General features: G+C 74.4%; 26 protein-coding genes. 13 read left to right on the forward strand and 13 right to left on the reverse strand.

The window, feature by feature from the left end; all coding sequences use genetic code 11:
* The first annotated feature begins 35 nt into the window (after positions 1-35).
* Complete coding sequence (locus tag ML5_RS11435) at positions 36-779, forward strand: EcsC family protein (protein ID WP_013474802.1); 744 nt, start codon at positions 36-38, stop codon at positions 777-779.
* Here the strand turns inward: ML5_RS11435 and ML5_RS11440 are convergent.
* On the reverse strand, positions 756-1,610 hold the full coding sequence (locus ML5_RS11440; protein ID WP_013474803.1) for a GDSL-type esterase/lipase family protein: 855 nt from the start codon (positions 1,608-1,610) through the stop codon (positions 756-758). The two genes, ML5_RS11435 and ML5_RS11440, sit on opposite strands and share 24 nt — an antisense overlap.
* 99 nt (positions 1,611-1,709) lie before the next feature.
* Positions 1,710-2,303: an antibiotic biosynthesis monooxygenase gene (locus ML5_RS11445; protein ID WP_013285355.1), complete on the reverse strand. Its 594-nt coding sequence runs from the start codon at positions 2,301-2,303 to the stop codon at positions 1,710-1,712.
* Positions 2,304-2,466: 163 nt separating this feature from the next.
* On the opposite strand from ML5_RS11445, the gene ML5_RS11450 reads away from it, so the two are divergent.
* From ML5_RS11450 to ML5_RS11470, 5 genes are read left to right on the forward strand one after another with little or no spacing between them, the layout of a single operon-like run.
* A complete protein-coding gene (locus ML5_RS11450; protein WP_013285356.1) occupies positions 2,467-2,730 on the forward strand; it encodes a DUF6343 family protein in 264 nt (87 codons plus the stop codon).
* Positions 2,731-2,742: 12 nt separating this feature from the next.
* Entirely contained in the window at positions 2,743-4,155 is a 1,413-nt protein-coding gene (locus tag ML5_RS11455; RefSeq protein ID WP_013474804.1) for an NADP-dependent succinic semialdehyde dehydrogenase, read from the forward strand.
* Between the two features lie 32 nt (positions 4,156-4,187).
* Complete coding sequence (locus ML5_RS11460) at positions 4,188-5,162, forward strand: TIGR03885 family FMN-dependent LLM class oxidoreductase (RefSeq protein WP_255368079.1); 975 nt, start codon at positions 4,188-4,190, stop codon at positions 5,160-5,162.
* Positions 5,163-5,199: 37 nt separating this feature from the next.
* On the forward strand, positions 5,200-6,780 hold the full coding sequence (locus ML5_RS11465; protein ID WP_013474806.1) for a Na+/H+ antiporter: 1,581 nt from the start codon (positions 5,200-5,202) through the stop codon (positions 6,778-6,780).
* Positions 6,777-7,034: a UBP-type zinc finger domain-containing protein gene (locus ML5_RS11470; protein ID WP_013474807.1), complete on the forward strand. Its 258-nt coding sequence runs from the start codon at positions 6,777-6,779 to the stop codon at positions 7,032-7,034. The genes ML5_RS11465 and ML5_RS11470 overlap by 4 nt, the downstream gene beginning before the upstream one ends.
* Position 7,035: 1 nt before the next feature.
* Here the strand turns inward: ML5_RS11470 and ML5_RS11475 are convergent, their stop codons facing one another.
* From ML5_RS11475 to ML5_RS33085, 3 genes are all read right to left on the reverse strand, one after another.
* Complete coding sequence (locus ML5_RS11475; protein WP_013474808.1) at positions 7,036-7,569, reverse strand: GNAT family N-acetyltransferase; 534 nt, start codon at positions 7,567-7,569, stop codon at positions 7,036-7,038.
* Positions 7,570-7,592: 23 nt separating this feature from the next.
* Entirely contained in the window at positions 7,593-8,861 is a 1,269-nt protein-coding gene (locus tag ML5_RS11480) for an MFS transporter (protein WP_013474809.1), read from the reverse strand.
* Between the two features lie 80 nt (positions 8,862-8,941).
* Positions 8,942-9,067 (reverse strand): hypothetical protein, encoded by a 126-nt coding sequence (locus ML5_RS33085; RefSeq protein WP_255348696.1) that lies wholly within the window; start codon positions 9,065-9,067, stop codon positions 8,942-8,944.
* Positions 9,068-9,326: 259 nt separating this feature from the next.
* Between ML5_RS33085 and ML5_RS11485 the strand changes: the two genes are divergently transcribed.
* On the forward strand, positions 9,327-9,881 hold the full coding sequence (locus ML5_RS11485; RefSeq protein ID WP_013474810.1) for a DinB family protein: 555 nt from the start codon (positions 9,327-9,329) through the stop codon (positions 9,879-9,881).
* 12 nt (positions 9,882-9,893) lie between these two features.
* Here the strand turns inward: ML5_RS11485 and ML5_RS11490 are convergent, their stop codons facing one another.
* Together ML5_RS11490 and ML5_RS11495 are read right to left on the reverse strand one after the other, a co-directional pair.
* Positions 9,894-10,214 (reverse strand): multidrug efflux SMR transporter, encoded by a 321-nt coding sequence (locus ML5_RS11490; RefSeq protein ID WP_013285364.1) that lies wholly within the window; start codon positions 10,212-10,214, stop codon positions 9,894-9,896.
* A gap of 53 nt (positions 10,215-10,267) precedes the next feature.
* Complete coding sequence (locus tag ML5_RS11495) at positions 10,268-12,874, reverse strand: glycoside hydrolase family 9 protein (RefSeq protein WP_013474811.1); 2,607 nt, start codon at positions 12,872-12,874, stop codon at positions 10,268-10,270.
* A 213-nt stretch (positions 12,875-13,087) separates the two neighbouring features.
* Here ML5_RS11495 and ML5_RS11500 point away from each other — a divergent pair, with 213 nt between their 5' ends.
* Positions 13,088-13,813, forward strand: coding sequence for a PP2C family serine/threonine-protein phosphatase (locus ML5_RS11500; protein WP_013285366.1), 726 nt, complete (start codon positions 13,088-13,090; stop codon positions 13,811-13,813).
* Positions 13,814-13,816: 3 nt separating this feature from the next.
* Here ML5_RS11500 and hrpB read toward each other — a convergent pair whose 3' ends face one another.
* Together hrpB and ML5_RS11510 are read right to left on the reverse strand one after the other, a co-directional pair.
* A complete protein-coding gene (gene hrpB / locus ML5_RS11505; protein ID WP_013474812.1) occupies positions 13,817-16,387 on the reverse strand; it encodes an ATP-dependent helicase HrpB in 2,571 nt (856 codons plus the stop codon).
* Positions 16,388-16,521: 134 nt separating this feature from the next.
* Positions 16,522-17,343, reverse strand: coding sequence for a SigB/SigF/SigG family RNA polymerase sigma factor (locus tag ML5_RS11510; RefSeq protein WP_013474813.1), 822 nt, complete (start codon positions 17,341-17,343; stop codon positions 16,522-16,524).
* Positions 17,344-17,677: 334 nt separating this feature from the next.
* Between ML5_RS11510 and ML5_RS11515 the strand changes: the two genes are divergently transcribed.
* Positions 17,678-18,415 (forward strand): hypothetical protein, encoded by a 738-nt coding sequence (locus ML5_RS11515; protein ID WP_013474814.1) that lies wholly within the window; start codon positions 17,678-17,680, stop codon positions 18,413-18,415.
* Here the strand turns inward: ML5_RS11515 and ML5_RS11520 are convergent.
* Positions 18,364-19,953: a phospholipase D-like domain-containing protein gene (locus ML5_RS11520; protein WP_013474815.1), complete on the reverse strand. Its 1,590-nt coding sequence runs from the start codon at positions 19,951-19,953 to the stop codon at positions 18,364-18,366. The two genes, ML5_RS11515 and ML5_RS11520, sit on opposite strands and share 52 nt — an antisense overlap.
* Before the next feature lie 141 nt (positions 19,954-20,094).
* On the opposite strand from ML5_RS11520, the gene ML5_RS33090 reads away from it, so the two are divergent.
* Complete coding sequence (locus ML5_RS33090; protein ID WP_013285371.1) at positions 20,095-20,220, forward strand: hypothetical protein; 126 nt, start codon at positions 20,095-20,097, stop codon at positions 20,218-20,220.
* 44 nt (positions 20,221-20,264) lie between these two features.
* On the opposite strand, the gene ML5_RS11525 is transcribed toward ML5_RS33090, so the two are convergent.
* The gene (locus tag ML5_RS11525; protein WP_013474816.1) at positions 20,265-21,251 is read right to left on the reverse strand and encodes a pirin family protein; all 987 of its coding nucleotides are present in this window, start codon (positions 21,249-21,251) and stop codon (positions 20,265-20,267) included.
* An 11-nt stretch (positions 21,252-21,262) separates the two neighbouring features.
* Complete coding sequence (locus ML5_RS11530; RefSeq protein ID WP_013474817.1) at positions 21,263-21,745, reverse strand: MarR family winged helix-turn-helix transcriptional regulator; 483 nt, start codon at positions 21,743-21,745, stop codon at positions 21,263-21,265.
* Between the two features lie 114 nt (positions 21,746-21,859).
* Here ML5_RS11530 and ML5_RS11535 point away from each other — a divergent pair, with 114 nt between their 5' ends.
* Positions 21,860-22,444, forward strand: coding sequence for a DUF1684 domain-containing protein (locus ML5_RS11535; RefSeq protein ID WP_013285374.1), 585 nt, complete (start codon positions 21,860-21,862; stop codon positions 22,442-22,444).
* Positions 22,445-22,497: 53 nt separating this feature from the next.
* On the opposite strand, the gene ML5_RS11540 is transcribed toward ML5_RS11535, so the two are convergent.
* Positions 22,498-23,085 (reverse strand): general stress protein, encoded by a 588-nt coding sequence (locus ML5_RS11540; protein ID WP_013285375.1) that lies wholly within the window; start codon positions 23,083-23,085, stop codon positions 22,498-22,500.
* A gap of 112 nt (positions 23,086-23,197) precedes the next feature.
* On the opposite strand from ML5_RS11540, the gene ML5_RS11545 reads away from it, so the two are divergent.
* Both ML5_RS11545 and ML5_RS11550 read left to right on the forward strand, forming a co-directional pair.
* Entirely contained in the window at positions 23,198-25,024 is a 1,827-nt protein-coding gene (locus ML5_RS11545) for a glycoside hydrolase family 15 protein (protein WP_013474818.1), read from the forward strand.
* An 82-nt stretch (positions 25,025-25,106) separates the two neighbouring features.
* Positions 25,107-25,607: a metallophosphoesterase gene (locus tag ML5_RS11550; protein WP_013474819.1), complete on the forward strand. Its 501-nt coding sequence runs from the start codon at positions 25,107-25,109 to the stop codon at positions 25,605-25,607.
* Position 25,608: the final 1 nt, after the last annotated feature.

Raw genomic sequence — 25,608 nt, forward strand, 5'->3', positions numbered from 1 at the left:
CGTCACCCCCGCCGCACGAGCCTCCGGAGCCCTTCGTGACCGACCCCGCCCCCGTCGACGGGGAGCCCAACGCCGTCCCCACCGCCCCCGTCCCGCCGGTGGAGGCGCCCGAGGCGCCACCGGCCAAGCTGTGGGACCGGATGCGGGACGACCCGCAGTACGCGCCGGAGCACCTGGCCCTGGAGGCGGTACGCCGGCTCGGCCCGGAGGCCGCCCAGTGGGCCGCCCGGGAGCGGGCGCTGCGGCCGGACGCCCCGCCGGAGCACTTGGCCGACCAGGCGGTACGCAAGTTCGTCAACCACGCCCGGCTCTCCGGTGCGGTGTCCGGCGCGGCCGGGCTGCCCGGCGCGGTGATCGACGTGGGCGTGCTGGCCTGGACCCAGGCCCGGCTGGTGCTGCACGTCGCGGCCGCCTACGGCGTCGACCCGGCGCACCCGGACCGGGCCACCGACCTGCTGGTGCTCCAGCGGGTGCACAAGGTCGCCGAGACGGCCCGTCTCGCGCTGGGCGTGGCCGCCGGCCGGGAGCGGGCCGGTGCGCTGTTCGGCTCCGCCGGTGACCGGGCGCTGGGCCGGGTGATGCTCCAGCTCGGGGTCCGGCTGGCCCGGATGGCCGGGGTGCGTGCCGCCAAGCGGATGTTCGCCAAGGTCGTGCCGGGCGCCGCGATCGTGCTCGGCACCTGGGCCAACTCGTCGGCCACCAAGGAACTGGCCGACCGTACGCGCGCCCTCTACCGCGCCGCCGGTCCCCGGCAGCTACCGGGCCCGCGTCAGCCCTGACCAGCGGGAGGCGTTCCAGGCCACCTCGGCCAGCCGGCCCTGCCCGGTCGCGTTCGGGTGGAACCAGTCGAGCGCGTTGACCTGGTCCAGGTCGAAGCGATGGCGGTGCACCGCGCCGCCGTCCCACCGGCAGCGTGACCCGTACGCCCGGCAGGCGGCGCGCAGTTGCCCGTCGTACGCCTCGATCCGGTCCCTGACGCGGGCCCGGCGGGCGGCAGCGGCGGGCGCTGTCGACGTGGCGTCGGCCAGCAGCGACGGGCATACGCCCCGCGACCAGGCCCGCACGGCGCGGGGCTCGGTGTGCCCGATCTGCCAGAGCCGGTACAGGTCCGGGATGCTGACCACCAGCACCCGGGCCTTCGGCCGGCCCTCGCGCAGCACGCCCAGCGCCGCGTCGACCTGGTCGCGGAAGGTGGCGACCGGCGTCATGTCGTCGACGTCGCCCCGGCAGGCGTCGTTCGCGCCGATCAGCACGGTGACCAGGTCGGCCCTGTCGCGTACCGCCGACCGGGCCTGGCCGGTCAGCGCGGCCGCGCGGGCCCCGGGCACGGCCCGGTTGTACGCCCGCAGCCCCGGCGCGTCGGCGCGCAGCCGCCGGTAGAGGCTCTCCACCCGCAGGCCGTCCCCGGTCGACCAGGAGTTGCGTTCGCAGCTCACCAGCACCAGGCAGGAGCCGTAGCCGGTGCTGACCGAGTCGCCGAGCGCGACCAGCACCCGGGGTTCGCCGGGGGCGGGTGTGCCGGAGGGCCGGGGTGACGCCTCGCCGGAGCCGTCACAGGCGAGCGCGACGAGCGCCGCCAGGCAGGCCAGCGCGGCGATCCAGCGTCTCATCGGTCCCCCGTCCGGCGGCGGCAACGGGCGCGTCGACCCTATGCCCCGGCGGAGAGCCGGTGGCGGTTCTGTCGGCTATCGGGCATCGACCACTGTCGTTCACATCTGTCGTGTCGGCGCAGGCCGGCCGTGCAGCCACCGGTGCAGCGCCCGGGTGATCCGGGGCAGCACCAGGTAGGTCATCAGCGGGGTGAGCACGAGCGTCATCAGCAGCGTCCGCCCGGCCAGCGGCACGCCCGCGAGGAACCGGGTGGTCAGCAGCGTGGCGGCCAGGCTGAGCGGGAAGAACGCCAGCCAGATCGTGACCGCCTGCTTCCAGCGCGGCGGCGCGGCCGGTTCCGGCTCGCCGAACGTCTCGACCACGTGGTCCACCGGCGGGGCGAACCAGCCCTCGATGCCGGTGCGCCGCTCCACCCGGGTGTGCTCGACGATGCCCTGCGCCGAGCTGAGCCACCAGCGCCGCTGCGGGGAGTCCTCCCAGTCGCGCAGGGTGTCCGCGTCGGCGAAGCGGTACATCACGTGCCACTCGCCGGAACCGGGGGCGCTGCGGACGAAACCGGCGCCGAGGAAGCCCGGGAAGCTCTCCGCGAGCGCCGTCCCGGCCCGCATCCACGCCACCACCTCGTCGGTACGCGCCGGGTCGGCGCGCCGGGACACGGCGACGGTCACGGGTACGGCCTGAGTCGTGGTCATGCCATCCTCTCCACCGTTCCGCGGGATCTCCGCCGGAACCGGCAGACCGATGTAACGCACCCGCCTGCCGGCCGCATCCGGCGCCTGCCCGCCGGGTGTCCCGGATCACCGGTGTTCCCGCACCGGCCGGTTATCCCCGCCCGTGCCGGGGTAGGCCCCAGGAATGACCCGATCACAGCCCCGCCGTGCCCGCGGCACGGTCGGCCACGCGAACAGCGCCCTGAACCTGCGGCTCGCGCTCGCCACGTTCGGTCTGGTCGTGATGACCGTCTTCGCGGTGCTCGCGTTCGCCGCGGACATCGCCTGGCTGGGTGTCGTCTGCGCGCTGCTCGCCGTGGTGGCGGTGGTCGACCTGGTCGTGATCCAGCGCCGCCGCGCCGCGCGCCGCCGGGAGGAGCCGGGCGTGCGGCACTCGCTGTTCGAGTGACAGGAGTACGACATGCCCATCGCCACCACCAATCCCGCCACCGGACAGGTGCTCAAGACGTACGAGGCGATGTCGGACGAGCAGATCGACGCCGCGATCGAGCGGGCCGACCTCGCCTTCCGGCAGTTGCGCGGCACCACGATCGCGCAGCGGGCCCGGTGGCTCCTCGCCGCCGCCGACCTGCTCGACGCCGAGCGCGACGAGACGGCCCGGCTGATGACCACCGAGATGGGCAAGACGTACGCCGCCGCGAAGGCGGAGGTCACCAAGTGCGCCACCGCCTGCCGCTTCTACGCCGGGAACGCGCCCCGGATGCTCGCGGACGAGCCGGCCGACGCCGCCGCGGTCAAGGCGAAGCGGGCGTACGTGCGTTACCAGCCGATCGGTCCGGTGCTCGCGGTGATGCCGTGGAACTTCCCGCTGTGGCAGGTGATGCGGTTCGCCGCCCCGGCCCTGATGGCGGGCAACACCGGCCTGCTCAAGCACGCCTCGAACGTGCCGCAGACCGCGCTCTACCTGGAGGACCTGTTCCGCCGGGCCGGTTTCCCCGAGGGCGCGTTCACCACGCTGCTGGTCGGCTCCGACGCGGTCGACCGGATCCTCAGCGACCCCCGCGTGCGCGCTGCCACGCTCACCGGCAGCGAGCCGGCCGGGCGGTCCATCGCCCAGATCGCCGGCCGGGAGATCAAGAAGACGGTGCTGGAGCTGGGCGGCAGCGACCCGTTCGTGGTGATGCCCTCGGCCGACCTGGACACCGCAGCCGAGGTCGCCACCACCGCCCGCTGCCAGAACAACGGGCAGTCCTGCATCGCCGCGAAGCGGTTCATCGTGCACACCGACGTGTTCGACGCGTTCGCCGAGAAGTTCGCCGCCCGGATGGCGGCGCTGCGCGTCGGCGACCCGATGGACGACGGGACCGACGTCGGCCCGCTGGCCAGCGAGCGCGGTCGCGACGAGGTGCACGCGCAGGTCACCGACGCGGTGGACCAGGGCGCGACTGTGCTCTGCGGCGGCGAGAAGCCGGCCGGGGACGGCTGGTACTACCCGCCGACCGTGGTCACCGACCTGCGCCCGGAGATGCGCATGTGGTCCGAGGAGGTGTTCGGGCCGGTCGCCGGGCTCTACCGGGTCGGCTCGTACGACGAGGCGATCGAGGTCGCCAACGGCACCAGCTTCGGCCTCGGCTCCAACGCCTGGACGAACGACCCGGCCGAGCAGGAGCGCTTCGCCGTCGACCTGGACGCCGGCAACGTGTTCGTCAACGGCATGACCACGTCCTATCCGGAGCTGCCGTTCGGTGGTGTGAAGAACTCCGGGTACGGCCGCGAGCTGTCCGCCGCCGGCATGCGCGAGTTCTGCAACACCAAGACCGTGTGGATCGGCGAGGGCGAGGCCGGCGCGGGCGCCGGGGCGCACTCTGAGTAGACGCGATTGGCCGGACGCCGTCACGGGTAGGAGTGGCGACCATGACGGCGTTCGGCTTCCACGCATCCCACGAGCAGATCCACCCGGCCCGGCTGCTGGAGGCGGTGATCCACGCCGAACGCGCCGGCTTCGACGCGGCCATGTGCTCCGACCACTTCTCGCCGTGGAGCGAGCGACAGGGCCAGTCCGGGTTCGCCTGGTCCTGGCTCGGCGCCGCGCTCCAGGCCACGAACCTGTCCTTCGGCGTGGTGAACGCCCCCGGCCAGCGCTACCACCCGGCGATCATCGCGCAGGCCATCGGCACGCTCGGCGCCATGTACCCGGGCCGGTTCTGGGCCGCGCTGGGCACCGGCGAGGCGGCGAACGAGCACATCACCGGCGAGGTCTGGCCGCGCAAGGACATCCGCAGCGCCCGGCTGCGCGAGTGCGTCGACGTGATCCGGGCGCTGCTCGCAGGCGAGGAGGTCAGCCACGACGGCCTCGTCACGGTGGACCGGGCGAAGCTGTGGACCCGGCCGGAGGAGCCGCCCGCACTGGTCGGCGCCGCCGTGAGCATCGCCACCGCGCGCTGGTGCGCCGAGTGGGCCGACGGGCTGATCACCGTCAACGCGCCGGTCGAGCACCTGCGGCAGATGATCGACGCCTACCGGGACGCGGGCGGACGTGGCCCGCTGCACCTCCAGGTGCACGTGAGCTGGGCGCCCGAGCAGGAGCAGGCCGAGGCGATCGCGTACGAGCAGTGGCGCAGCAACGTGTTCGCGCCGCCGGTCTGCTGGGACCTGGAGACCCCCGAGCACTTCGACGTGGCGAGCGCCGACGTGCCGATGTCCAAGGTCGCCGAGACCGTGAACGTCTCCGCCGACCTGGGCCGGCACGTCGGCTGGCTGGAGGAGTACGTGGCGCTGGGCTTCGACCAGATCGCGCTGCACCACGTCGGGCAGGAGCAGCGCGCGTTCATCGACACGTTCGGCGCCGAGGTGCTGCCGAAGCTGCGCTCCGCCGCCTGATCACACATCACTTCGTCGGCGCTTAGGCTCGTCGTTCGTGGATGCTCTGTTCGAGGTCGTGGTCTTCCTGGCCATCGCGACCTTCGGTGCGGCGCTGGCCCGCCGGCTCGGCCTGCTCGCGCCGATCCTGCTGGTCGTGCTCGGCCTCGCGTTGTCCTTCCTGCCGTTCTTCCCGCACGTGCGGCTGGACCCGGACCTGGTGCTGGTGGGCATCCTGCCGCCGCTGCTCTACGTGGCGGCGCTGGAGACGTCGGTGCCGGCGTTCCGGCTCAACCTGCGGCCGATCCTGCTGCTCGCCGTCGGGCTGGTCGTCTTCACCGCGTTCGTGGTGGGCACCGTCGTGCACTGGTTCCTGCCCGAGCTGCCGTACGCGATCTGCCTGGCGCTCGGCGCGGTGGTGGCGCCGCCGGACGCGGTCGCCGCCACCGCGGTGGCCCGGCGGGTCGGCCTGCCCCGGCGGGTCGTCACCATCCTGGAGGGCGAGAGCCTGGTCAACGACGCCACCGCGCTGGTGCTGCTGCGGGTGGCGATCGTCGCCGCGACCGCCACCACCGGCGGCGTCGGCGTCGGCGACGTGGCCCGCGAGGTGGTCGTCGCGGCCGGCGGCGGCATCCTGGTCGGCCTGCTGGGCGTGGTGGTCTTCGGGTACCTGCACAAGCGCATCACCGACCCGGTGCTGGACAACGCGCTGTCGCTGATCGTGCCGTTCGCCGTGGTCTTCGCCGCCGAGGAGATCCACGCCTCCGGCGTCGTCGCGGTGGTGGTGACCGGCCTCGGCATCGGGCACAAGCTGCCCACGCTGCTGTCGGCTGCCTCCCGGCTCCAGGTGACCGCGTTCTGGCGGCTGATCCGGTTCCTCCTCGAAGGACTGGTGTTCCTGCTGGTCGGCCTGCAACTGCCGGAGGTGGTCCGCGACCTCGACGAGCCGTTCGGCTCGCTGGCCGCGATCACCGCCGCGGTGCTGGCCGCCGTCTTCCTGTCCCGGTTCGTCTGGGTGTTCCCGGCCACCTACCTGGCCCGGCTGGTGCCCCGGATCCGGCAGCGCGACCCGGCGCCGCCGGTGCAGTTCCCCGTCGTCATCGGCTGGGCCGGCATGCGGGGCGTGGTGACGCTCGCCGCCGCGCTGGGCCTGCCGCTCACGCTGGCCGACGACGCGCCGTACCCGCGTGCGCTGCTCATCTGGCTGGCCTTCGCGGTGATCGTCGCGACGCTGGTCGGGCAGGGCGCCACGCTGCCCTGGGTGGCCCGGCGGCTGCGGCTGCCCCCGGACGACCCGGTGCAGGACGCGCTGTCCGCCGCCGGGGTGCAGCAGCGGGCCAGCCGGGCGGCCCGGGAACGGCTCGACGAACTGGCCGCCGGCGCGCCGGAGGCGGTGGTGGAACGCCTTCGCGGGCTGACCACCTCCCGGGCCAACCTGGCCTGGGAACGGCTCGGCGGCACCGAACGGGAAACCCCCTCCCAGGCGTACGCGCGCCTGCGGCAGGAGATGATCGACGCGGAGCGGGAGGTGTTCCGGGCCGCCCGCGACTCCGGCCAGATCCCGGAGGAGGTGCTCACCCGCGCCTATCGTGATCTGGATCTGGAGGAGTCCATGCTGCGACAGGAGGTCGTCGAATGAGCTGCCGGCACCTGGCCGAGGCGGGCACGGCCGAACCCGACACCACCACCGAGTGCCCGGACTGCGTGGCGATCGGCAACCCGGACTGGGTGCACCTGCGCGCCTGCCTGACCTGCGGGCACGTGGGCTGTTGCGACTCCTCGCCGTACCAGCACGCCACGAAGCACTTCGAGGCGAGCGGCCACCCGGTGATGCGGTCGGTCCAGCCGGGGGAGTCGTGGCGCTGGTGCTTCGTGGACGAGGAGATCGGCTGACTCAGCCGACCCGGCGCTCCAGCACCTGCCCGGTCCACGTCGGGCGGCCCGGCCGCTCCACCGTGAACGGCTCGGTGGCGGTGAACCCGCAGCTCTCGTAGAACCGCACGAGCGCCCGGTCGGGGCTGCGGAAGCAGTCCACCCGCAGCAGGCCGACGCCACGTTCGCGGGCCAGCTCCGCCGCGTACGCCAGCAACCGCGCCCCGACCCCGCGCCCGGCGTACGCCCGGTCGGTGACCAGCAGGTTCACGTACAGCTCCGGCTCGGTGGCGGGCGGCACGTACTCGGTCGCCGCGCCCACCACCAGCGCGCCCGCCACCGTCGCGTCGATCTCGGCGAGGTACAGGCCGTCGCCGGTGGCCCACGCCTCGGCCTGGGCGATGCGGCGCGGGTCGATCGACGCCGGCTCGGTGCCCCACTGGTCGGTACGCCCGAGTTCGGTCAGCCATGCGGTGGCGCTGTCGAGCAGCCGCAGCAGCGTGGGCGCGTCGCCGGGCCCACCCGGACGGATGGTGATGCTCTGCTGGTCGGTCATCCCGCCATGCTGCTACACGCGGCTCACCCGGGCACACCGGCGGCCCGTGCCTCCGGCGCCGGCCGGTTCGCGATCGCCCGGCGGGCCAGAGCCGGGGCGGCCAGCCCGGCGGCGGCGAGGATCCCGCCGAGCACCAGCCAGCCGACCGGCCCGCCACCGAGCACCAGCAGCGTGAGCAGGCCCCGGCCGAGCGCCTGGGCCAGCCCGGCGAGCAGGCCGTCCGCGCCCTGGTAGGCGCCGATCGCGCCGGGCGGGGCCAGGTCGTAGGCGAGGCCCGCGCCGGCCGCGCCGTGCCACAGGTCGCCCACCGTCCACACCGCAGTGGCGACGAGCAGCAGGACGACCGCGGGGAGCACCGGCAGCGCGGCCGTCGCCGCGTACAACGGTGTGGCCGCCGCGAGCACCAGCCCGGCCCGGCGCAGCTTCCGGGCGGCCGGCGCGGCCCGCTCGGCGCCCCGGCTCAGCCGGACCGCGAGCAGCACGGTGAGGACCGTGTTCGCGAGCAGCACCGCCGACACCACGGGTGGCGGCGCGCCGGCCCGGTCCACAGTCCACAGCGGCACGACGAGCACGAGCACCGTCACGTGCGTGCTGAGCACCGCCGAGACGCCGCTGACCGCGAGGAACCGCCCGTCCCGCAGCGGCCCCCGTCGCGTACCGGTTGGCCCGTGCGGGCCGGCTGACCTGTGCGCCGCGCCGGCCGGCTGCGCGGCGGCGATCGGCGGCAGGCGCAGCAGCAGCGCCGCCGAGAGCAGGTACGTGGCCGCGTTGCCGACGATCAGCACCTGGTAGGCCCGGTGCGTGTCCACGGCGAGCGCGATCCCGGCCAGCGCGGTACCGACGGTGATGCCCAGGTTCGCCACCGCCCTTAGCGTCGCGAACGCGTGCACCCGGCCGTCCGGGCCGCCCACCGCCGCGACGAGCGCCGCCCGTACCGCCAGGTTGCCGGCGGCGAGCAGCGCCTCCGGCACCGCCACCGCCAGGAACGCCGGAAACGAACCGACCAGCAGGTACGCCAGCGCGGCGACCGCCTGACCCACCTGGAGGACGGCCCGGAGCGTACGCGGATCCCACCTGTCGGCCAGCGCGCCCAGCGGCACGCTGGCGCTGAGCCCGACCAGCCCGGCGACTGTGAGCCCGGCGCCCACCGAGGTGGCGGAGAGGCCCACGTCCCGGGTCAGGTAGAGCGCACCGCCCGCCAGCCACAGCCCCGCGCCGACGGTGTTCACCAGCGTGGCGTACGCGAGCGTGCGCAGCGGCCCGGGCGGCGGGAACGGCGAGAGGCGTCCCATCAGCGGCGTCCGGCGAGGGCCATGCGATCGACGCTAGGCGTGGGCCAGCTGTCGCGGCGTCCCGGAACCGGCGACCCCTGTCACACCCGAGGGCTCGCGAGGCATGTTGCGTCGCCGAGCAGCCGTGCGGTCCAGTCGGTGAAACCGCCGTCGCCGAGCATCGGACGGACCGTGTCGGCGAGCGCGTCGCGGCTACCGGCTGGCATTGCCGCCCACACCCGATTCTCGGCCGGCCGGTGACGTGGCGGCACCGAAACGGCGCTCGGCCCGGCGTGGCTGTGACAATCGCGGCCGGCAGCTCCCCGCGGGAAGGATGAGCTTCCGAGCGTTATGCCTCTCAGTCATAAATATGACCGAGAGGCATGACGCCGGAGGGACAACCCTTCTGTTCCGGGGCGACACGCCGCTTCCGGGCGGGCGCGTTAACCGGTCGACCGGGGGCGCGGACCGTGCCACGATCGCGCGGTGCCCGCCTCCGTGACCGCCTCCGTGACCGCCCTGCTGCGCCGGCAGTTCGACCTGACCTGGGCGCTCGCCGAGTACCACCTCGACCGGCTGGAGCCGGGTGATTTCCTCTGGGAACCGGCCGCGCTGTGCTGGACCATGCGCCAGGACCCGGCCGGCGGGTGGCGTGCCGACTGGGCCGACACCGAGCCGGACCCGGTCCCGGTGCCCACGATCGCGTGGCTGACCTGGCACATCGGCTGGTGGTGGTCGGTCGCGGCCGACCACGTGCGGCAGCGGCCGGCGCGGGAGCGCGACGACATCGGCTGGCCCGGACCGGGCGCGGAGACTGTGGCGTGGCTGCGGGAGCTGCGGTCGGAGTGGACGGACACGCTGGACGGGCTGACCGAGGCCGGCCTGGACCGGCCGTCCGCGTACCCCTGGCCCGCGGACGCCGGGCTCACCGTCGCGGACCTGGCCGCGTGGGTGAACGCCGAGCTGATGAAGAACGTGGCCGAGATCGGGCAGCTCCGGCTTATGCGGGCGGCAGGGCGGGCGGCGGGGCGGGCGGCCTGAGCCGGGCCGCGCTCAGTGCGCGCCGCCGAGGTTGAGCACCACCACCCCGGCGATGACGAGTCCCGCCCCGACCACCTTCGTCACGCTCAGCGGCTCACCGAGGAACGCCGCGCCGATCGCCATGATGGCGGCGGTGCCGAGGCCGGACCAGACCGCGTACGCGACGCCGACCGGGATGTCCTTCACTGCGAGCGAGAGCAGGCCGAACGCGGACAGGTACGCCACGGCGAGGCCGACGGTGGGCCAGAGCCGGGTGAAGCCGTCGGTGGCCTTGAGCAGGCTGGTGCCGATCACCTCGGCGGTGATCGCGCCGAGCAGGAACAGGTACGCCATCGCAGGACCGTACCCGGTCCTGCGATGGCGCCTGAGTGGAGCTCGAATCCCGGTCAGGAGACCGTGCAGGCCTTTCCGTTCAGCGTGACAAGCCCTGGATCCGGGTTGGGGAACCGGGAGGCGGTCCCGTTGAAGCCGAACGTGGTGGACGCGCCCGGTGCCAGCTTCGCGTTCCAGGACAGGTTCTTCGCGGTGACAGTGGCGCCGCTCTGGCCGAGCTGCGCCGACCACGCGTGGCCCACCTTCTGGTCGCCGAGGAAGGCCCAGCGCAGGCTCCACCCGTTCACCGCCGTCGTGCCGGTGTTGCGCACCGTCACCTGGGTGGTGAAGCCGGACGGCCAGCTCCCGTGCGTGGTGTAGGTGACCGCGCAGGACGGCGCCGGCACCGCGCCCGCGTCACCCTGGTCGGCCAGGAACGACGCGAGCCACGCCAGCGCCGAGTTCCAGTTGATCGCCACCTCGTTCGTCGCGTACGAGTTGATGTCGTCGACGTAGCAGAACATCGGCGCGCACCCGGCGAGCAGGTTCGCCGCGAACGGGTCCTGGAGCGCGGCGTTCGGACCACCGGCGAGCGAACCGGCCGGCGGACGCGGCAGGTCCGGGTCGAGCTGGTGGCCGAAGATCCGGCTGTGCTGGTTGCGGGCGTGCTGCTCACCCCACCCGGTCACGTACGACATGTTCAGCGCGTTGCGGCCGAACAGGTAGTCCGCGGCCTGCACCGCGCCGTCCCGGTACTTCGCGTCCCGGCTCAGGTCGAACGCGGTGGCGAGCACGATGGCGTTGTTCACCAGGTTGCTGTTGCTGCCCCAGACGTACGCGTCGGCGCTGCCCGGGAACGGCAGCCCGTACGCCTGGCCGGAGATCGTGGCCAGGTAGCTGTCGGCAGCGGCGGTGATCGACTCGCGGATGCGGGTCTTCTCCGCGGCGGGCAGCGTGTTCGGCACGGTGGCCAGGTCGAGGCGGCCCAGCGCGGCGACGCTCTGCCAGCCGAACGCGCCGTTCGGGGCGAAGACGTCGGCGGTGTGCAGCGGCGAGCCGGTGACGTCGGCCAGGTACGCCTTGTCGCCGGTGGTCAGCCACAGCTCGACGGCGGCCCAGTAGAACTCGTCGGTGACGTTGGTGTCGTCGTACGCGCCGCCGCCGGTGCCGTCGCTGGCCGAGGCGTAGATCGCCGGGTGCGCCTTGGCCGCCGCGTACGCGGTCTTCGCGGCGGTGCCGCAGCGCGCGGCGAACGCGGCGTCGTACGGGGCGTACAGCCGCTGGCACTGCGCCGCGACGGCGGCCAGGTTCAGCGTGGCGGCTGTGGACGGCGCGTGCAGCTCACGCGGCTGCGGGTCGTCCTGGGGCTGCAGCGGCAGGCCGGTCCAGTTCCGGTCGTGGATCTTGTGGTGGACCATCCCGGCCAGCGGCTCGCCCGCCGGCACCTGCATGCGCAGCAGGAACTCCAGCTCCCAGCGGGCCTCGTCGAGCACGTCCGGCACGTCGTTGCCGCGCTCGGGCAGCCACAGCGTGGAGTCGCCCAGGGTGGCGCCGCCGCCGGCGGTCTCGGCCGTCTTGGTCCGCTCGAACGTGCTCAGGAGCTGGTAGGTGGCGATGCCGCCGTTGACGACGTACTTGCCGTGGTCACCCGCGTCGTACCAGCCGCCGCGCACGTCCAGCGAGTAGTCGCAGACGCCGGCCTGGCACGGCACGTCGGTGTCGCCCTGGTTGGGCGCGACGCCGAGGTGGCCGGCCGGGCGGGCGTACTCCTCGCCGATCAGGTCGCCGTCGATCTCGATGCCGCTGCGCTGGGCGTAGAAGAACTGGAGCGAGTCGGCGCGCAGCCGGTCGTAGAGCGCGCCGGAGATGTCGAACGGGTGGCTGGTCTCGCCGTCGACGGTCAACGTGTAGCCGGTGCCCGGCGTGCGGTACGCGGAGAAGTCGGCCGTCTGCACGTTCTGCGCGGAGGCCGCGTCGGTGCCGCGCGGCGTGGTCTGCCCGCTGGCGACCACCGCGCCGCCGGCGGACTTGAGCTGCCAGGGCAGCGCCTCGGTGGCCTCGGTGACCACAGTCGCGTGCTTCGGCCCGCCGGGCAGGTAGCCGACCTGGTTGACCCGGACCCGGGGGCCGGTGTCCGGCTCGTACGGCGGCGCCGGCTCCCCGCCGCGCAGCGACACGTTGTCCAGGCAGAACGTCTGCGCCTGGGCGCTGCCGCCGACCTGGAAGATCAGCTGGGCGGTGGGGTTGTCGGCCGGCGAGGTGAACGTGGTGGTGACGCGCTTCGCGGTGCCGGTTGCGGTCGCGTCGACGCTCGCGTACGTGGTGTAGGGGGCGCTGCCGAGCTGGAGCACCGCCTTGACGGCCGCGCCGGGGGTCGCGGAGACGTCGAAGGACAGCTCGTACTCGGCGCCCTGGGTCAGCGGCACCGCGTCCTGGCCGATGCCGGCGTCCCACGGGTTGGCGGTGCCCGCCGCGACGGAGGTGCAGAGACGGCCGTCGACGACCGCGAGGTCGCCGGTGCCGTACGAGAACCAGGGTGAGACACCGGCGCTGAAGTCGCCGTTGCGGAGTTGTTCGGGGGCGTCCGGCGGCACCTCGGCGCTCGCCGGGCCGGCGGTGAGGCCGGTGAGCGCCAGCGTGGTGGCCGCGAGTGCGGCGAGCCGACGACGGGATCGGGTCACGGAGGTTCCTTCCGTGCTCGGGGGTGGTGGGGGAGGCCAGGAGCTGGGAGCGCTCCCAATATCAGCCCGATGTTTCCATCGCGTTCCGCCGCTGTCAATCGATCCGGCCCGATGAGCGCCGCGCGCCCGCGCGCGGTGGGATTCGGCGCGCCACGTACGATGTCAGTGATCTCCTAGAGACATCCGAGCCCTCGACCTGGCAGGCTGCGACCCATGACCCTGAAGCTTCGTTCCGTCGGAGCGAGCGACCGTGGGCTGATCCGCAGCGGTAACCAGGACGCGCAGCACGCGGGCGCCTGGCTGGTCGCGGTCGCCGACGGCATGGGCGGCATGGCGGCCGGCGACCTGGCCAGCCGCATCGCCATCGACGCGATCGCCCCGCTGGACGTGGAGACGCCGGAGGACGCGCTCGTCGCCGCGCTCCAGGGCGGGATCGAGCTGGCCACCGCGCAGATCCGGCAGGCCGTCGAGGAGGACCCGGAACGCCAGGGCATGGGCACCACGCTCACCGCGCTGCTGTTCGCCCGCACCGGCAGCTGCCTCGCGCTGGCGCACGTCGGCGACTCCCGGGCCTACCTGTACCGCGAGGGCGTGCTCAAGCAGGTCACCCGGGACGACACGTTCGTGCAGATGCTCGTCGATCAGGGCGTCATCACCGCCGAGCAGGCCAGCAGCCACCCCCGCCGCGCGGTGGTGACCCAGGCGTTGCAGGGCGACGAGGTCTCCCCGTCGTACGCCACGATGGTGCCCCGGGCCGGTGACCGCTGGCTGCTGTGCAGCGACGGCCTCTCCAACGTGGTCCGCGCGGACACGCTCACCGAGGTGCTCAGCGAGCAGCCGGAACGCGACGCCTGCGCGGCCCGGCTGATCGACCTGGCGCTGCGGGCCGGCGGCCCGGACAACATCACCGTCGTGATCGCCGACGTCGTCGAGGAGTAGCCCTCACCGCCGTCGCGGAGCGGCACGGCGGGTCGGCTCGGCTGTGGTCGGGTCCTCCGGCCACGGATGGCGCGGGTAGCGTCCGCGCAGCTCCGCCCGTACCTGCGGGTATCCGGTGCGCCAGAACGAGGCCAGGTCCGCGGTGACCGCCACCGGCCGCCCGGCGGGGGAGAGCAGGTGCAGCAGCACCGGCACCCGCCCGTCGGCGATGCGCGGCACGTCCCGCCAGCCGAACGTCTCCTGGAGCTTGACCGCCAGCACCGGCGCGGCCGGGTCGGCGTAGTCGATCCGGATCCGCGAGCCGCTCGGCACCTCCAGGCGCTCCGGAGCCAGCTCGTCCAGCCGCGCGGCCTGCCGCCAGTCGAGCAGCCGCCGCAGCGCCGCCGCCACGTCCACCCGGCCGAGGTCGGCCCGGCGTCGGGCGCGGGCCAGCTCCGGGCCCAGCCAGACGGGCGCGCCGGCGGTCAGCGCGGCGTCGGAGACGTCCGGCCAGCCGTCGCCGAGCGCCTGGCGGCAGAACGCCAGCCGGTGGCGCAGCCCGGTCGCCTCCGGCGTCCACCGCAGCAGGCCCGGCCCCTCCTGTCGCAGCCCGTCCAGCAGCGCCGCCGCGACCAGCTCCGGGTCCGGCGCGGTGAGCGGCCGGTCGACCAGTTCGACGGCGCCGAGCCGGACCACCTCGCGGGCCACCACGTCCCCGCCGGACCAGGCCACCTCCCGTCCGGTGTCCAGCAGCGCCGCCCCGGCCTCCCGGGCGGTCGCCTCGTCGATCGGCGCGGCGAGCCGCACCCGGGCGGCGGGCGCGCCGGGGGAGCGGTCGGCCACCGCGACGGCCAGCCACGCCGCTCCGGTCAGCCCCGACCCGGGCGCCAGCTCCGCGGCGGTCCCGCCGGCCATCAGGTACGCGGACCCGCCCGGCCGCCGTGAGCGGGCCAGCCGTTCCGGGTACGCCAGTCCGGCGAGCAGCCCCGCGGCCAGATCGTCCGGCAGGCGCTCCCGCTCGTTCCCCGCCGAGCGTCCACCGCTCCCGCTGCGGTGCGGCGTCGAGTCGGCGCGCGTGCCGGCGGGGTGCCGGTCGGCGGGCAGGGCGGCGCGCAGGCGGCGTACCTCGGCGCGCCAGCGGGCGGTGGCGGCCGGGTCGGCGCGGTCGCGCAGCCGGCGCCAGCGGGCGGGCAGGTCGTCTCCCGTCCCGCCCAGCGTGTCCTCGCCGAGGATCGCCACCACCTGGGCGGCCCGGTCGGCACCCACCCGGGGCGCGCCGTCCAGCAGCGCCCGCGCCAGCCGGGGATGCGTGCCCGCCGCCGCGACCGCCCGTCCCCGCGCGGTGATCCGGCCGTCGTGGTCCACCGCGCCGAGCGTGGTCAGCGTCTCCCGCGCCACAGTGAGCGCGGCCGGCGGCGGTGGGTCGGGCAGCGCCAGCCCGGTGCCGTCCGGTGTGCCCCAGGCCGCCAGCTCCAGCGCGAACCCGGTCAGGTCGGCGGTGGCGATCTCCGGTTCGGGCTGCGGGGCGAGCCGCTCGTGCGTCGCCTCCGACCAGCAGCGGTAGACCGCCCCGGGCGCCTCCCGTCCGGCCCGGCCGGCGCGCTGGGTGGCCCCGGCCCGCGACACCGGCACCGTCACCAGCGCGCCCAGCCCTCGGGCCAGGTCGGTGCGGGGCACCCGGCTCAGTCCGGCGTCCACCACCACCCGGACGCCGGGGACGGTCAGGCTGCTCTCCGCCACCGCCGTCGCGAGCACCACACGCCGTCCGGCAGCAGCGGTGAGCGCCGCGTCCTGGGCGGCCCCGGGCAGCCGTCCGTGCAACGGCAGCACCGCGATGTCGCGGAGGTCGGCCAGGCGGCGCGCGACGGCGCCGATCTCACCCGCGCCGGGCAGGAAGACGAGCACGTCACCGTCGCGTTCGCGCAGCGCCCGGCGGACCGTGGCTGCCACGTGGTCGAGCAGCGCCGGGTCGACCCGGCCGGCACCGGGCGGCGTCACCGGGCGCGGCGGCGGCGCCCACACCCGCTCGACCGGGTGCAGCGCGGCCTCGGCGCGTACCACGGGAGCGGGGTCGCCGGCGCCGAGCAGCGCGGCGAACCGGTCCGTCTGCGGGGTGGCCGACATCGCCAGCAGCCAGAGGTCCGGGCGTAGTGTGGCGCGGGCCTCGACGCTGAACGCCAGCGCCAGGTCGGCGTCGAGGTGCCGTTCGTGGCACTCGTCGAGCACCACCGCGTCCACGCCCGGCAGCTCCGGGTCGTGGTGCAGGCGGCGGACCAGCAGGCCGGTGGTCACCACCTCGACCCGGGTATGCGGCCCGGTCCGGCGCTCGCCGCGCACCGCGTACCCGATCCGGTCGCCGACCCGCTCGCCGAGCAGGGCGGCCATCCGGTGCGCGGCGGCGCGGGCGGCCACCCGCCGGGGCTGGGCGATCACCACGCGGCCGGTGACCGCGTCGGCGACCGCGAGCGGCGCGGTGGTGGTCTTGCCGGTGCCGGGCGGCGCCACCAGGACGGCGGCGCCGCGCTCGCGCAGCGCGCCGACGAGCGCCGGCAGGACCGGGCGGACCGGCAGGTCGAGCGGGATGTCGGCGAGCACGGCCCCACTCTCGCACCGCGCCGCCGGACGGTCCGCGCTGCCCCCGGAACGCGGAACGGCCCGGCCGGCGCACCGCCGACCGGGCCGGGTGGGCCGCCGCGCCGGGTCCGCCGACCCGGCCGCCGCCCCCCTTGCTAGTACGTTCCGTCGAGCTGACCGCGCAGCTTGGTGAGCGCCCGGGCCAGCAGCCGGGACACGTGCATCTGCGAGACGCCGATCTGCTCGGCGATCTGCGACTGGGTCAGGTTGCCGTAGAAGCGCAGCGTGAGGATCTTCTGCTCGCGCTGGTCGAGCGTGGCGAGCGCCGGGCCGAGGGCGACACGCATCTCGGCCAGCTCGAACTCGCCGTCCTCGCCGCCGAGCAGATCGCCCAGCTCGGTGGCCCGCTCGCCGTCGCCGGTCGGGGTGGACAGCGACACCGCGTTGTACGCGCGGGCGCCCTCCAGGCCCTCCAGCACCTCTTCCTCGGTGAGCTTGAGGTGGGCGGCGATGTCGGCGACCGTCGGCGAGCGGCCGAGCGTCTGGAGCAGCGTGCTGTTGGCGTCGGAGATCGCCAGGCGCAGCTCCTGGAGCCGGCGCGGCACCCGGATGTCCCAGGTGCGGTCGCGGAAGTGGCGCTTCAGCTCGCCGATGATGGTGGGGATGGCGTAGCCGGCGAAGTCGACGCCGCGCGACGGGTCGAACTTGTCGATCGCCTTGATCAGGCCGATCGCCGCAGTCTGCGCCAGGTCGTCGTTGGGCTCGCCCCGGCCGCTGTAGCGGTGGGCCAGGTGGTTCGCCAGCGGCAGCCACGCCTCGATGGCGCGGTCGCGCAGCGCCGGCCGGGACGGGTGGTCGACGGGCAGCGCGGCCATCGCGGCGAGCAGGTCGGCGGCGCTGTCGGTGAGCGAGCGGGGGTCGAGCTTCGCGGAGGCGGCCGGCGTGGTCGCCCGGGCGCTGATCGTGGGAGCGGTCATGGGTGGTCCTCCCTGCACCTCGTCCACGGAAGAAAAAAGACGTGACGCTTAGGTTTAGGTTTCGGTCGTACGTTCGGAAGCCACCATAGCCCGATCGTGCTGCGGAAATCTAGCCGAAAGTACGATGTACTTAAGGTGTAAGCGGCCACGAAAGACGTGAGCCGGTCGATATCGCGCTCGGCAGGGTGGTGGGGTGGCGCTGACCGGTCGGCCCCGGTCGTACCCCGACCGGTCAACGTGGAATCCGACAGGTGGGCGAAGTGTCGCCTTTCTGTCGTTGTCCCGCCGACGGGACCGCCCGTAGCGTCCGTAGCGACACGTCAACGGAGGCACCGTGCTGGATCCCGCCGCGCCGCAACTCGTCATCAACGCCCGGACGCTGCTGTTCAGCTGGCTCCCGGCGGATCCCGGCGCGGTCGAGACGCTGGTGCCCGCCGGTCTGCGCCCGCACCCGCAGCGTCAGGTGTTCGTCTGCCAGTACGTCGTCGACGACGAGACGCAGACCTCCGGCTTCGGGGCGTACTCGCTCACCTACCTGGGTGTCTCACTGGCGGACATGGACCCGCCCGACGGCGAGACGCCCGGCGGATTGTGGACGCACTACCTCGCCTCCAGCGATCGGGTCCGGCGGTACGCGGCCGCGCGGGGCGCTCCCGCCGCCGCCGGGGAGACCCGCCTCGACCTGCGCGGCGATCAGCTCACCGCCGAGACCCGGGCCGCCGACGGCACGCTGCTGATCCGGGTCACCGCCCGGATCGGGCACACCGGCACCGAGGCGCACAACGGCCACCACCGCTACCTCACCCGCCGCGACGGCGAGCTGATCGTCACCGACTACCCGTACGTGGCCGAGCCGGTGTCACCGTTCGAGGTCGAGTCGGTGGAGTTCCCGGCGCCGGAGCACCCGGTCCACGCGCTGCGGCCGGCCAACCCCCTGCACGTCTGCTGGGGCTTCTACTCGCCGCGCGTGTCGTTCGCGTACCCGGCCCGCCCGAACGTGCCGGACGAGGTGGCGGACCTTCACCAGGTGCCCGCCCGCCGGGCCCGCAGCGGCCTGCCGTCCGGGTCGTAGACCAGCCGGTACGCGGGCAGCGCCCAGAGCCGCGTACGCCAGGGCAACCGCTCCGGGCGGTGGGGCCGCAACCGGCCCGGCGGACGGGGACCGGCCCGGCCCTCGGCGTGCCATCGATCCAGCTCATCCGCCGCCGCGGTGATCGCCGCGACCGCGTCCGCCGGGTCCAGCAGGTCGTCGTCCTGCGCGCCGCCGGGATCACGGTCCAGGTGCTCGCGCCACAGCCTCAGCCGCAGGTCGCGGGCGAACACCCGGGCGCCGTCGCCCAGTCCGGCAGGGTCGGCCGGCGTCCGCTCGTCGCGGGTGTCGTCGAGCACCGCGCAGGACAGCTCGCTGTCGTGCGTCCAGGACCGGCGGTTGAAGTTGTCGCTGCCCACGCTGGCCCAGACGTCGTCCACCACGCAGACCTTGGCGTGCACGTACACCGGCGTCCCGTCGTGGTTCTCCACGTCGAACACGTGCACCCGTTCCGGCGCGGCCCGGTGGCACAGCGACAGCGCCTGCTCCCGGCCGACCATGTTGGGCGGCAGCGCGAGCCGGCCGTCCACGTCCGGGTGCCGGGGCACGACCGCGACCAGGTGCAGGTCCGGGTGCTCGTGCAGCGCCTGCGCGAACAGTTCGGCCACCTCGGTCGACCAGAGGTACTGGTCCTCCAGGTAGATCAGCCGCCGGGCCCGGCGTACCGCCTTGGTGTAGCCGCGGGCCACCGTGCGCTCGCCGTCGGGGGCGAAGGAGTAGCGGGGCCGCACCGCCGGGTAGGTGCGCAACACCTGCACGTGGTGCGGCCCGCAGGGCGGCGGGTCGGCGGGCTGCTCGGGCAGCGGGTCCGGGCGCAGGTCGGAGCCGCGCAGCCGGTCCCGCAGGTACGCCATCGGGTTCTCCGAGTCCAGCGGCATCGGGTCGGTCCACCGCTCCCGGAACGTGGTGTCCAGCGCGCCGACCACCGGCCCGCGCACCGCCAGCTGCACGTCGTGCCAGGGCGGCGTGGGGCCGTACCGGGGGGACATGCCGATCGGCTGCGGGTCGCCGGCGTGGCCGGCGTCGTCGCGGCGGCTGTGGCACAGGTCGATGCCGCCGGCGAAGGCGATGTCGCGGCGCGGTTCGCCGGGGCGGCGCAGCACCACGAGCTTCTGGTGGTGCGAGCCGCCGCGCCGGACCCGCTGGTCGAGCAGCACCTCGCCGCCGGCCGCGCGAATCGCCTCGCTGAGGTCGCGGTTCTCCTCCTCGCTGTAGGAGAGCGTGTCGAGGTGGGAGCGCCAGATCAGGCCCTTGACGATGACCCCGCGCTGGGCGGCCTGGGCGAACAACTGCGCCACCGTCGGGCCGTCCGGGCGCATCCGCTCGTCCGGGTCGCCGCGCCAGTCGGTGAAGAACAGGTGGTCGCCCGCTGTGAGCGACTCCACCTCGCTGACCAGGCGGTCGAAGTACGCGGCACCGTGAATGAGGGGCTCGGCGAGGTTTCCATCGGTCCAGACGGGCAACTCTGACCTCGGGTTGGCGCGTTCCTGTGCGGTGAGGAACCAGTCCCGCAGAGTCACGTTCCACCCCCCGAGGTCGACGACGTCCTCACACGGTAGGACCCCCGGCAGGGCCCCGCACGTCGAGCAGCAGGTCGGCGTGGGTGCCGCGCGTCAGGGGTGCGCCGGACCCCTGGATCGCGATACCGAGGAGGCACCGACATGCCCGCCGAGACGACGAACACCGTGACCGACCGCGACCAGGCGGTGGAGGGGGAGCGGGGTGCGCTGGTGGCGGTCCTGTTGATGGTGATCCTCGGGGTGGCCGGGATCTTCGCCGTCTCCTGAGACCGCGGCCGGGCGCCCCGGCGAACCGGGGCGCCCGTAGCAGGTCAGGGCCGGTCGCCCTGGCCGTCGCTGTGCGGCACCCGCCCGGTCGGGATCACCCCGAGCCGGCCGGCCTGGAAGTCCTCGACCGCCTGGATCAGCTCGGCGCGGGTGTTCATCACGAACGGGCCGTAGTGCGCCACCGGCTCGCGGATCGGCTGGCCGCCCATCAGGTAGAGCTCCAGCGCCGGGGCGTTGGAGTCCTGCGTCCGGTCGGCGGTGATCCGCAAGGCCTCACCGGGACCGTGCACGGCGAGATGGCCGAGGTGGATCGGCCGCCGGTCGGTGCCGACCGTGCCGCGGCCGGCCAGCACGTACACCAGCGCGTTGAAGTCGGACCGCCAGGGCAGGCTCATCTCCGCGCCGGGCTGCAACGTGACGTGCGCGATGGTGATCGGCGTGTGCGTCGAGCCCGGACCCCGGTGCCCGGCGACCTCGCCGGCGATGACCCGGATCAGGCCGCCGCCGTCGGGCGTGGTCAGCAGCGCCGACTCCCGGCCGCGGATGTCCTGGTAGCGCGGCGCGCTCATCTTGGCGACCCGGGGCAGGTTGACCCAGAGCTGGAGGCCGTGGAACAGCCCGCCGCTCATCACCAGGTGCTCCGGCGGCGCCTCGATGTGAAGCAGGCCACTGCCTGCAGTCATCCACTGGGTGTCGCCGTCGGTGATGGTGCCGCCGCCACCCGTCGAGTCCTGGTGGTCCATGATCCCGTCGATCATGTAGGTCACCGTCTCGAAGCCGCGGTGCGGGTGCCAGGAGGTGCCCTTCGGCTCGCCCGGCGCGTAGTCGACCTCGCCCATCTGGTCGAGGTGGATGAACGGGTCCAGCTCGGTCATCGGCACGCCGGCGAAGGCCCGGCGGACCGGGAAGCCTTCGCCCTCGTACCCGCTGGGGGCGGTGGTGACCCGGCGGACCTGGCGGTATTCGGTGGCCTCGCCGAGCTCGGGCAGGCGGGGCAGGACGAGGACGTCGTCGACGGTGATCGCGGGCATCGCGGGACTCCTTACTTGTCGGCCGGGGTGGACGACGCGGTGCGGTCGGCGCGCAGGCGCCGGCCGAGCCGCTCGAAGACCCGGGTGAGGCAGGCGACCTCGGCGTCGTCGAGGTCGTCGATCAGGTGGGCGCGTACGGAGCGCAGGTGGTGCGGCGCGGCCTCGCGCAGGGCGAGCAGGCCGGCCGCGGTGAGCACTGCCTCGCTGCCGCGCCGGTCCGCCGGACACGCCTCCTTCGCGACCAGGCCGCGCTTGCGCATCGTGGTGATCTGGTAGGTCAGCCGGCTCGGTGAGAACACCAGCCGGTCGGCCAGCTCACCCATGCGCAGCCGCTGGCCGGACGCCTCGGAGAGCAGCACCAGCACGTGGTAGTCGGCGAAGCTCAGGTCGCTGTCGGCGCGCAGGTCGTCCTCGAGCCGGGTGAACAGCCGCTGGCTCGACTCGATGTACGCGCGCCAGCAGGCCATCCGCTCCGCGTCCAGGCTCTCCGTCATGGCTGCGAGACTAGCACTATTTAAAATTTAAACAAGTCCCTCTGTCGTGCTCGGTTGGCCAGGCGCGGGTGAGTCTTTGAAACCTGAACGGGTGACCCCGGCTAGGGTCGGGGGATGGACGATCTCGACCTGCTCGACTGGCGGGAGCGGGTGGCCCGGCTCTACCTGTCCGACCTCGACCTGACCGGGTTCCGGGCCGCGCGCGACGAGCTGTTCCGCACCCACCCCAGCAGCCCGGTGCCGCCCGCCGACCGGCCCGGCTTCACCGGCCTGCGCTGGTACCCGCCCGACCCGTCGGCGGTGGTCGAGGCGCCGCTGCGCCCCGCCTCCGGTGAGCTGCGCATCGACACCGGCGGCCCGGACGGGGTGGTCGCGTACCGGCGGGTCGCGGTCGCCGGGACGCCCTGGGGACCGCTCACGCTGTGGTGGATCGAGGCGTACGGGGGCGGGCTGTTCCTGCCGCTGCGCGACGGCACCTGCGGCGACGGCTCGTACGGCGGGGGCCGGTACCTCACCGACACGGTCAAGGGCACCTTCGGCCGGGGCCTGACAGTGCTCCCCGGTGACCGGGTCCGCCTGGACGCCAACTACCTCTACAACCCCAGTTGCGCCTACGACGACAGGTGGGCCTGCCCGCTGGCGCCGCCGGAGAACCGGGTGGACGTGCCGCTGCGTGCAGGGGAGCGGGCGTACCACTGACGCGGCGAGGGAGGACCCCGGCGGGGCCCTCCCTCGATGTCGCGTACCGCCGGTCAGCGGGCGGTGGCGCCGGTCGGTGTCAGGTGCATCCGGCTCAGCAGCTGCTGGGCCTGGCCGGCCATCTCCGCGTCCACAGTCACCGCGTACTGGGCGGCCCGCAGTGAACTGGCCGACGTGAAGTCACGCTGCCCACCGCTCATGGCGTGCGCGACAGCGCCGAACACCGCACCCCAGATCGCGCCGATCACCAGCCCGACCAGGATCACCGCCAGCCAGTTCCCGGCGGTGAAGATGCCGAACAACAAGCCGATGAACAAACCGAACCAGGCGCCGGTGCCGGCCCCGAGCAGGGCCGCCCGGCCCGTGGTGAGCCGTCCCATCACGGTCTCCACGAGCGTGAGGTCCGTACCGACGATCGAGGTACGTTCCACCGGGAACCGGTTGTCGGCCAGATAGTCCACCACGCGCTGGGCGGACGGATAGTCCGGGTACGAGCCGATCGTGACGGTCGGCGCCCCGGCATGCGGGCCGTGCCCGTCCCCGCTCGGCGGCGTCGGGCGACCGCCCGGTCCGGACGGGAGGTTGTCGCTGCCCGGCATTCCGGGTTGCCAGGCCGCGGTCGGAGTCGAGGGTCTGGTCATGAGCATCCTCCTTCGTCAACCCGCCGCGTTCCCGGCGCCGGGCAGCGGTAACGCGCCGGGCCGGACCGATGTGGCGAGGCATGCCGGTGCCCCAGGCCGGGTAGCCACACCCGTGCCGACCCGACACATCAGCGAGCACGGCTTCCTCGCCGACGGGCGCAGCGCGGCGCTGGTCGACCGCGACGGCTCGGTCAACTGGTGGTGTCCGCCCCGGTTCGACGCGCCGTCGGTGTTCGGGCGGCTGCTCGACGAGAACGCCGGGCACTGGAGCATCCGCCCCGAGGGCGCGGCCACCAGCACGCGGTCCTACCTGGACGACACGCTGGTCCTGCGTACCGTCTTCACCACGGCGACCGGCACGGTCGCCGTCACCGACGCGCTGGCGCTGGAGCCCGGCGCGCGCGGTCACGACATCGGGATGCACTCGCCCCGGGTGCTCGCCCGGCTGGTCGAGGGGCTCACCGGCGAGGTGCCGATGCGCGTCGAGTACGCGCCGCGGTTCGAGTACGGCCGGGTCGGCGCCTACCTGACCGAACGCGACGGGGTGGTGGCCGCCACCGCCGGCGCCTGCCGGCTGGAGCTGCGCGCCGACGTTCCGCTGACAGTCGCCGAGGGGGCCGCCGCCGGGCGGTTCACCGCCCGCGCCGGCAGCACCCACCGCTTCACCCTCGGGTACGCCCCGACGTACGCCGGCGCCGCACCCGCGCTGCCCGACGCCGCCGAGGTGGTGGCCGGGACGGTCGCCGGCTGGCGGTCCTGGTCGGCGCTGCACGACTACCGGGGCGAGTACCGCGACGAGGTGCGGCGCAGCGCGCTCGCGGTGCAGGGCATGACGTACGCGCCCAGCGGCGCGGTCGTCGCGGCGGCCACCACCTCGGTGCCGGAGCGGCTCGGCGGCGACCGCAACTACGACTACCGCTACGTCTGGCTGCGCGACTTCAGCCTCACCCTCCAGGCGCTCTGGCGGGCGGCCTGCCCGGACGAGGCGGACCGGCAGTTCACCTGGGTGGCGCGGGCGATGGGCCGGATCGGCGACGAGCCGGTGCCGATCATGTACGGCGTCGAGGGGGAGCGGGACCTGACCGAGCACGACCTCGACCACCTGGCCGGGTACGAGCACAGCCGGCCGGTGCTCGTCGGCAACGACGCCTGGCGGCAGCGGCAGAACGACGTGCTGGGCGAGGTGCTCGACGCCGCCTGGCTGATGCGGTACTACCTCGACCCGATGTCACCCGAGGTCCGCGACCTGCTGCGTACGCTCGCCGACCAGGCCGAGCGCGGCTGGCACCGGCCCGACGCGGGGATGTGGGAGGGGCGCGGCCCGGAGCGGCACTACGTGTCGTCGAAGGTGGAGTGCTGGACCGCGCTGGACCGGGCGGTCCGGTTCGGCTCCCGCATCGGCGAGCCCGCCGACGTGGCGCGCTGGGCCGCCGCGCGCGACGAGATACGGGCGGCCGTGCTCACCCACGGCTGGAACGAGCGGGTCGGCGCGTACACCGGGGCGTTCGGGTCCGACGACCTGGACGCCTCGGTGCTGGTCATGCCGCTCGTCGGTTTCCTGCCGGCGCACGATCCGCGGATGCGCGCCACGATGGACGTGCTGGAGCGGCGGTTGTCCCGCGACGGGCTGCTGCGCCGCTGGGACGGCGACCCGGCCGGGTTCGTGATCTGCTCGTTCTGGCTGGCCGCCTGCCTGGCCGAGGCGGGGGAGCTGGACCGGGCCCGGCGGCTGTTCGAACGGCTCGCCGCCCGCACGAACGACCTCGGCCTGTACGCCGAGCAGATCGACCCGGACACCGGCGAGCAGGTCGGCAACTTTCCGCAGGCGTACTCACACATCGGCCTGATCATCGCCGCCGGCCGCATCACCGACGCCGCCGCCCGCGCCCCGGCCCCCACCTCCCACCGCCACCCCGCGCCCGCTTCGCGTCGATCATGAGGTTGACGCCGAAGTCGATCTCCCTGAGCGCCGCCAACTTCATGATCGCCGCGGGCAACGGGGGGTGGGGGAGGATGAGGGGGTGGAACTCGTGATCATGGCGGACACGCATGTGCCCAAGCGGGCGCGGGATCTTCCGGCGGCGCTGTGGGCGGCCGTCGAGGCCGCGGACCTGGTGGTGCACGCGGGGGACTGGGTGGACGTGGCGCTGCTGGACGCGCTGGAGGAGCGGTCGCGCCGCCTGGTCGGCGTGTACGGCAACAACGACGGGCCGGAGCTGCGCGCCCGGCTGCCCGAGGTGGCCTGCGTCGAGCTGGACGGCCTGCGGGTCGCCGTGGTGCACGAGACCGGCCCGAAGGCCCGCCGCGAGGAGCGCTGCGCCGCCGCGTACGGCGACTGCGACCTGCTCGTCTTCGGGCACTCGCACATCCCCTGGGACACCGTCGCCCCGGGTGGTCTGCGCCTGCTCAACCCCGGCTCCCCCACCGACCGGCGGGCGCAGCCGTACGCCACCTACCTGACCGCGCGGGTGGCGGCGGGGCGGCTCGACCGGGTCGAGCTGCACCGCCTGCCCCCGCGCTGAC

The organism is Micromonospora sp. L5, assembly GCF_000177655.2.
Taxonomy (GTDB): domain Bacteria; phylum Actinomycetota; class Actinomycetes; order Mycobacteriales; family Micromonosporaceae; genus Micromonospora; species Micromonospora aurantiaca.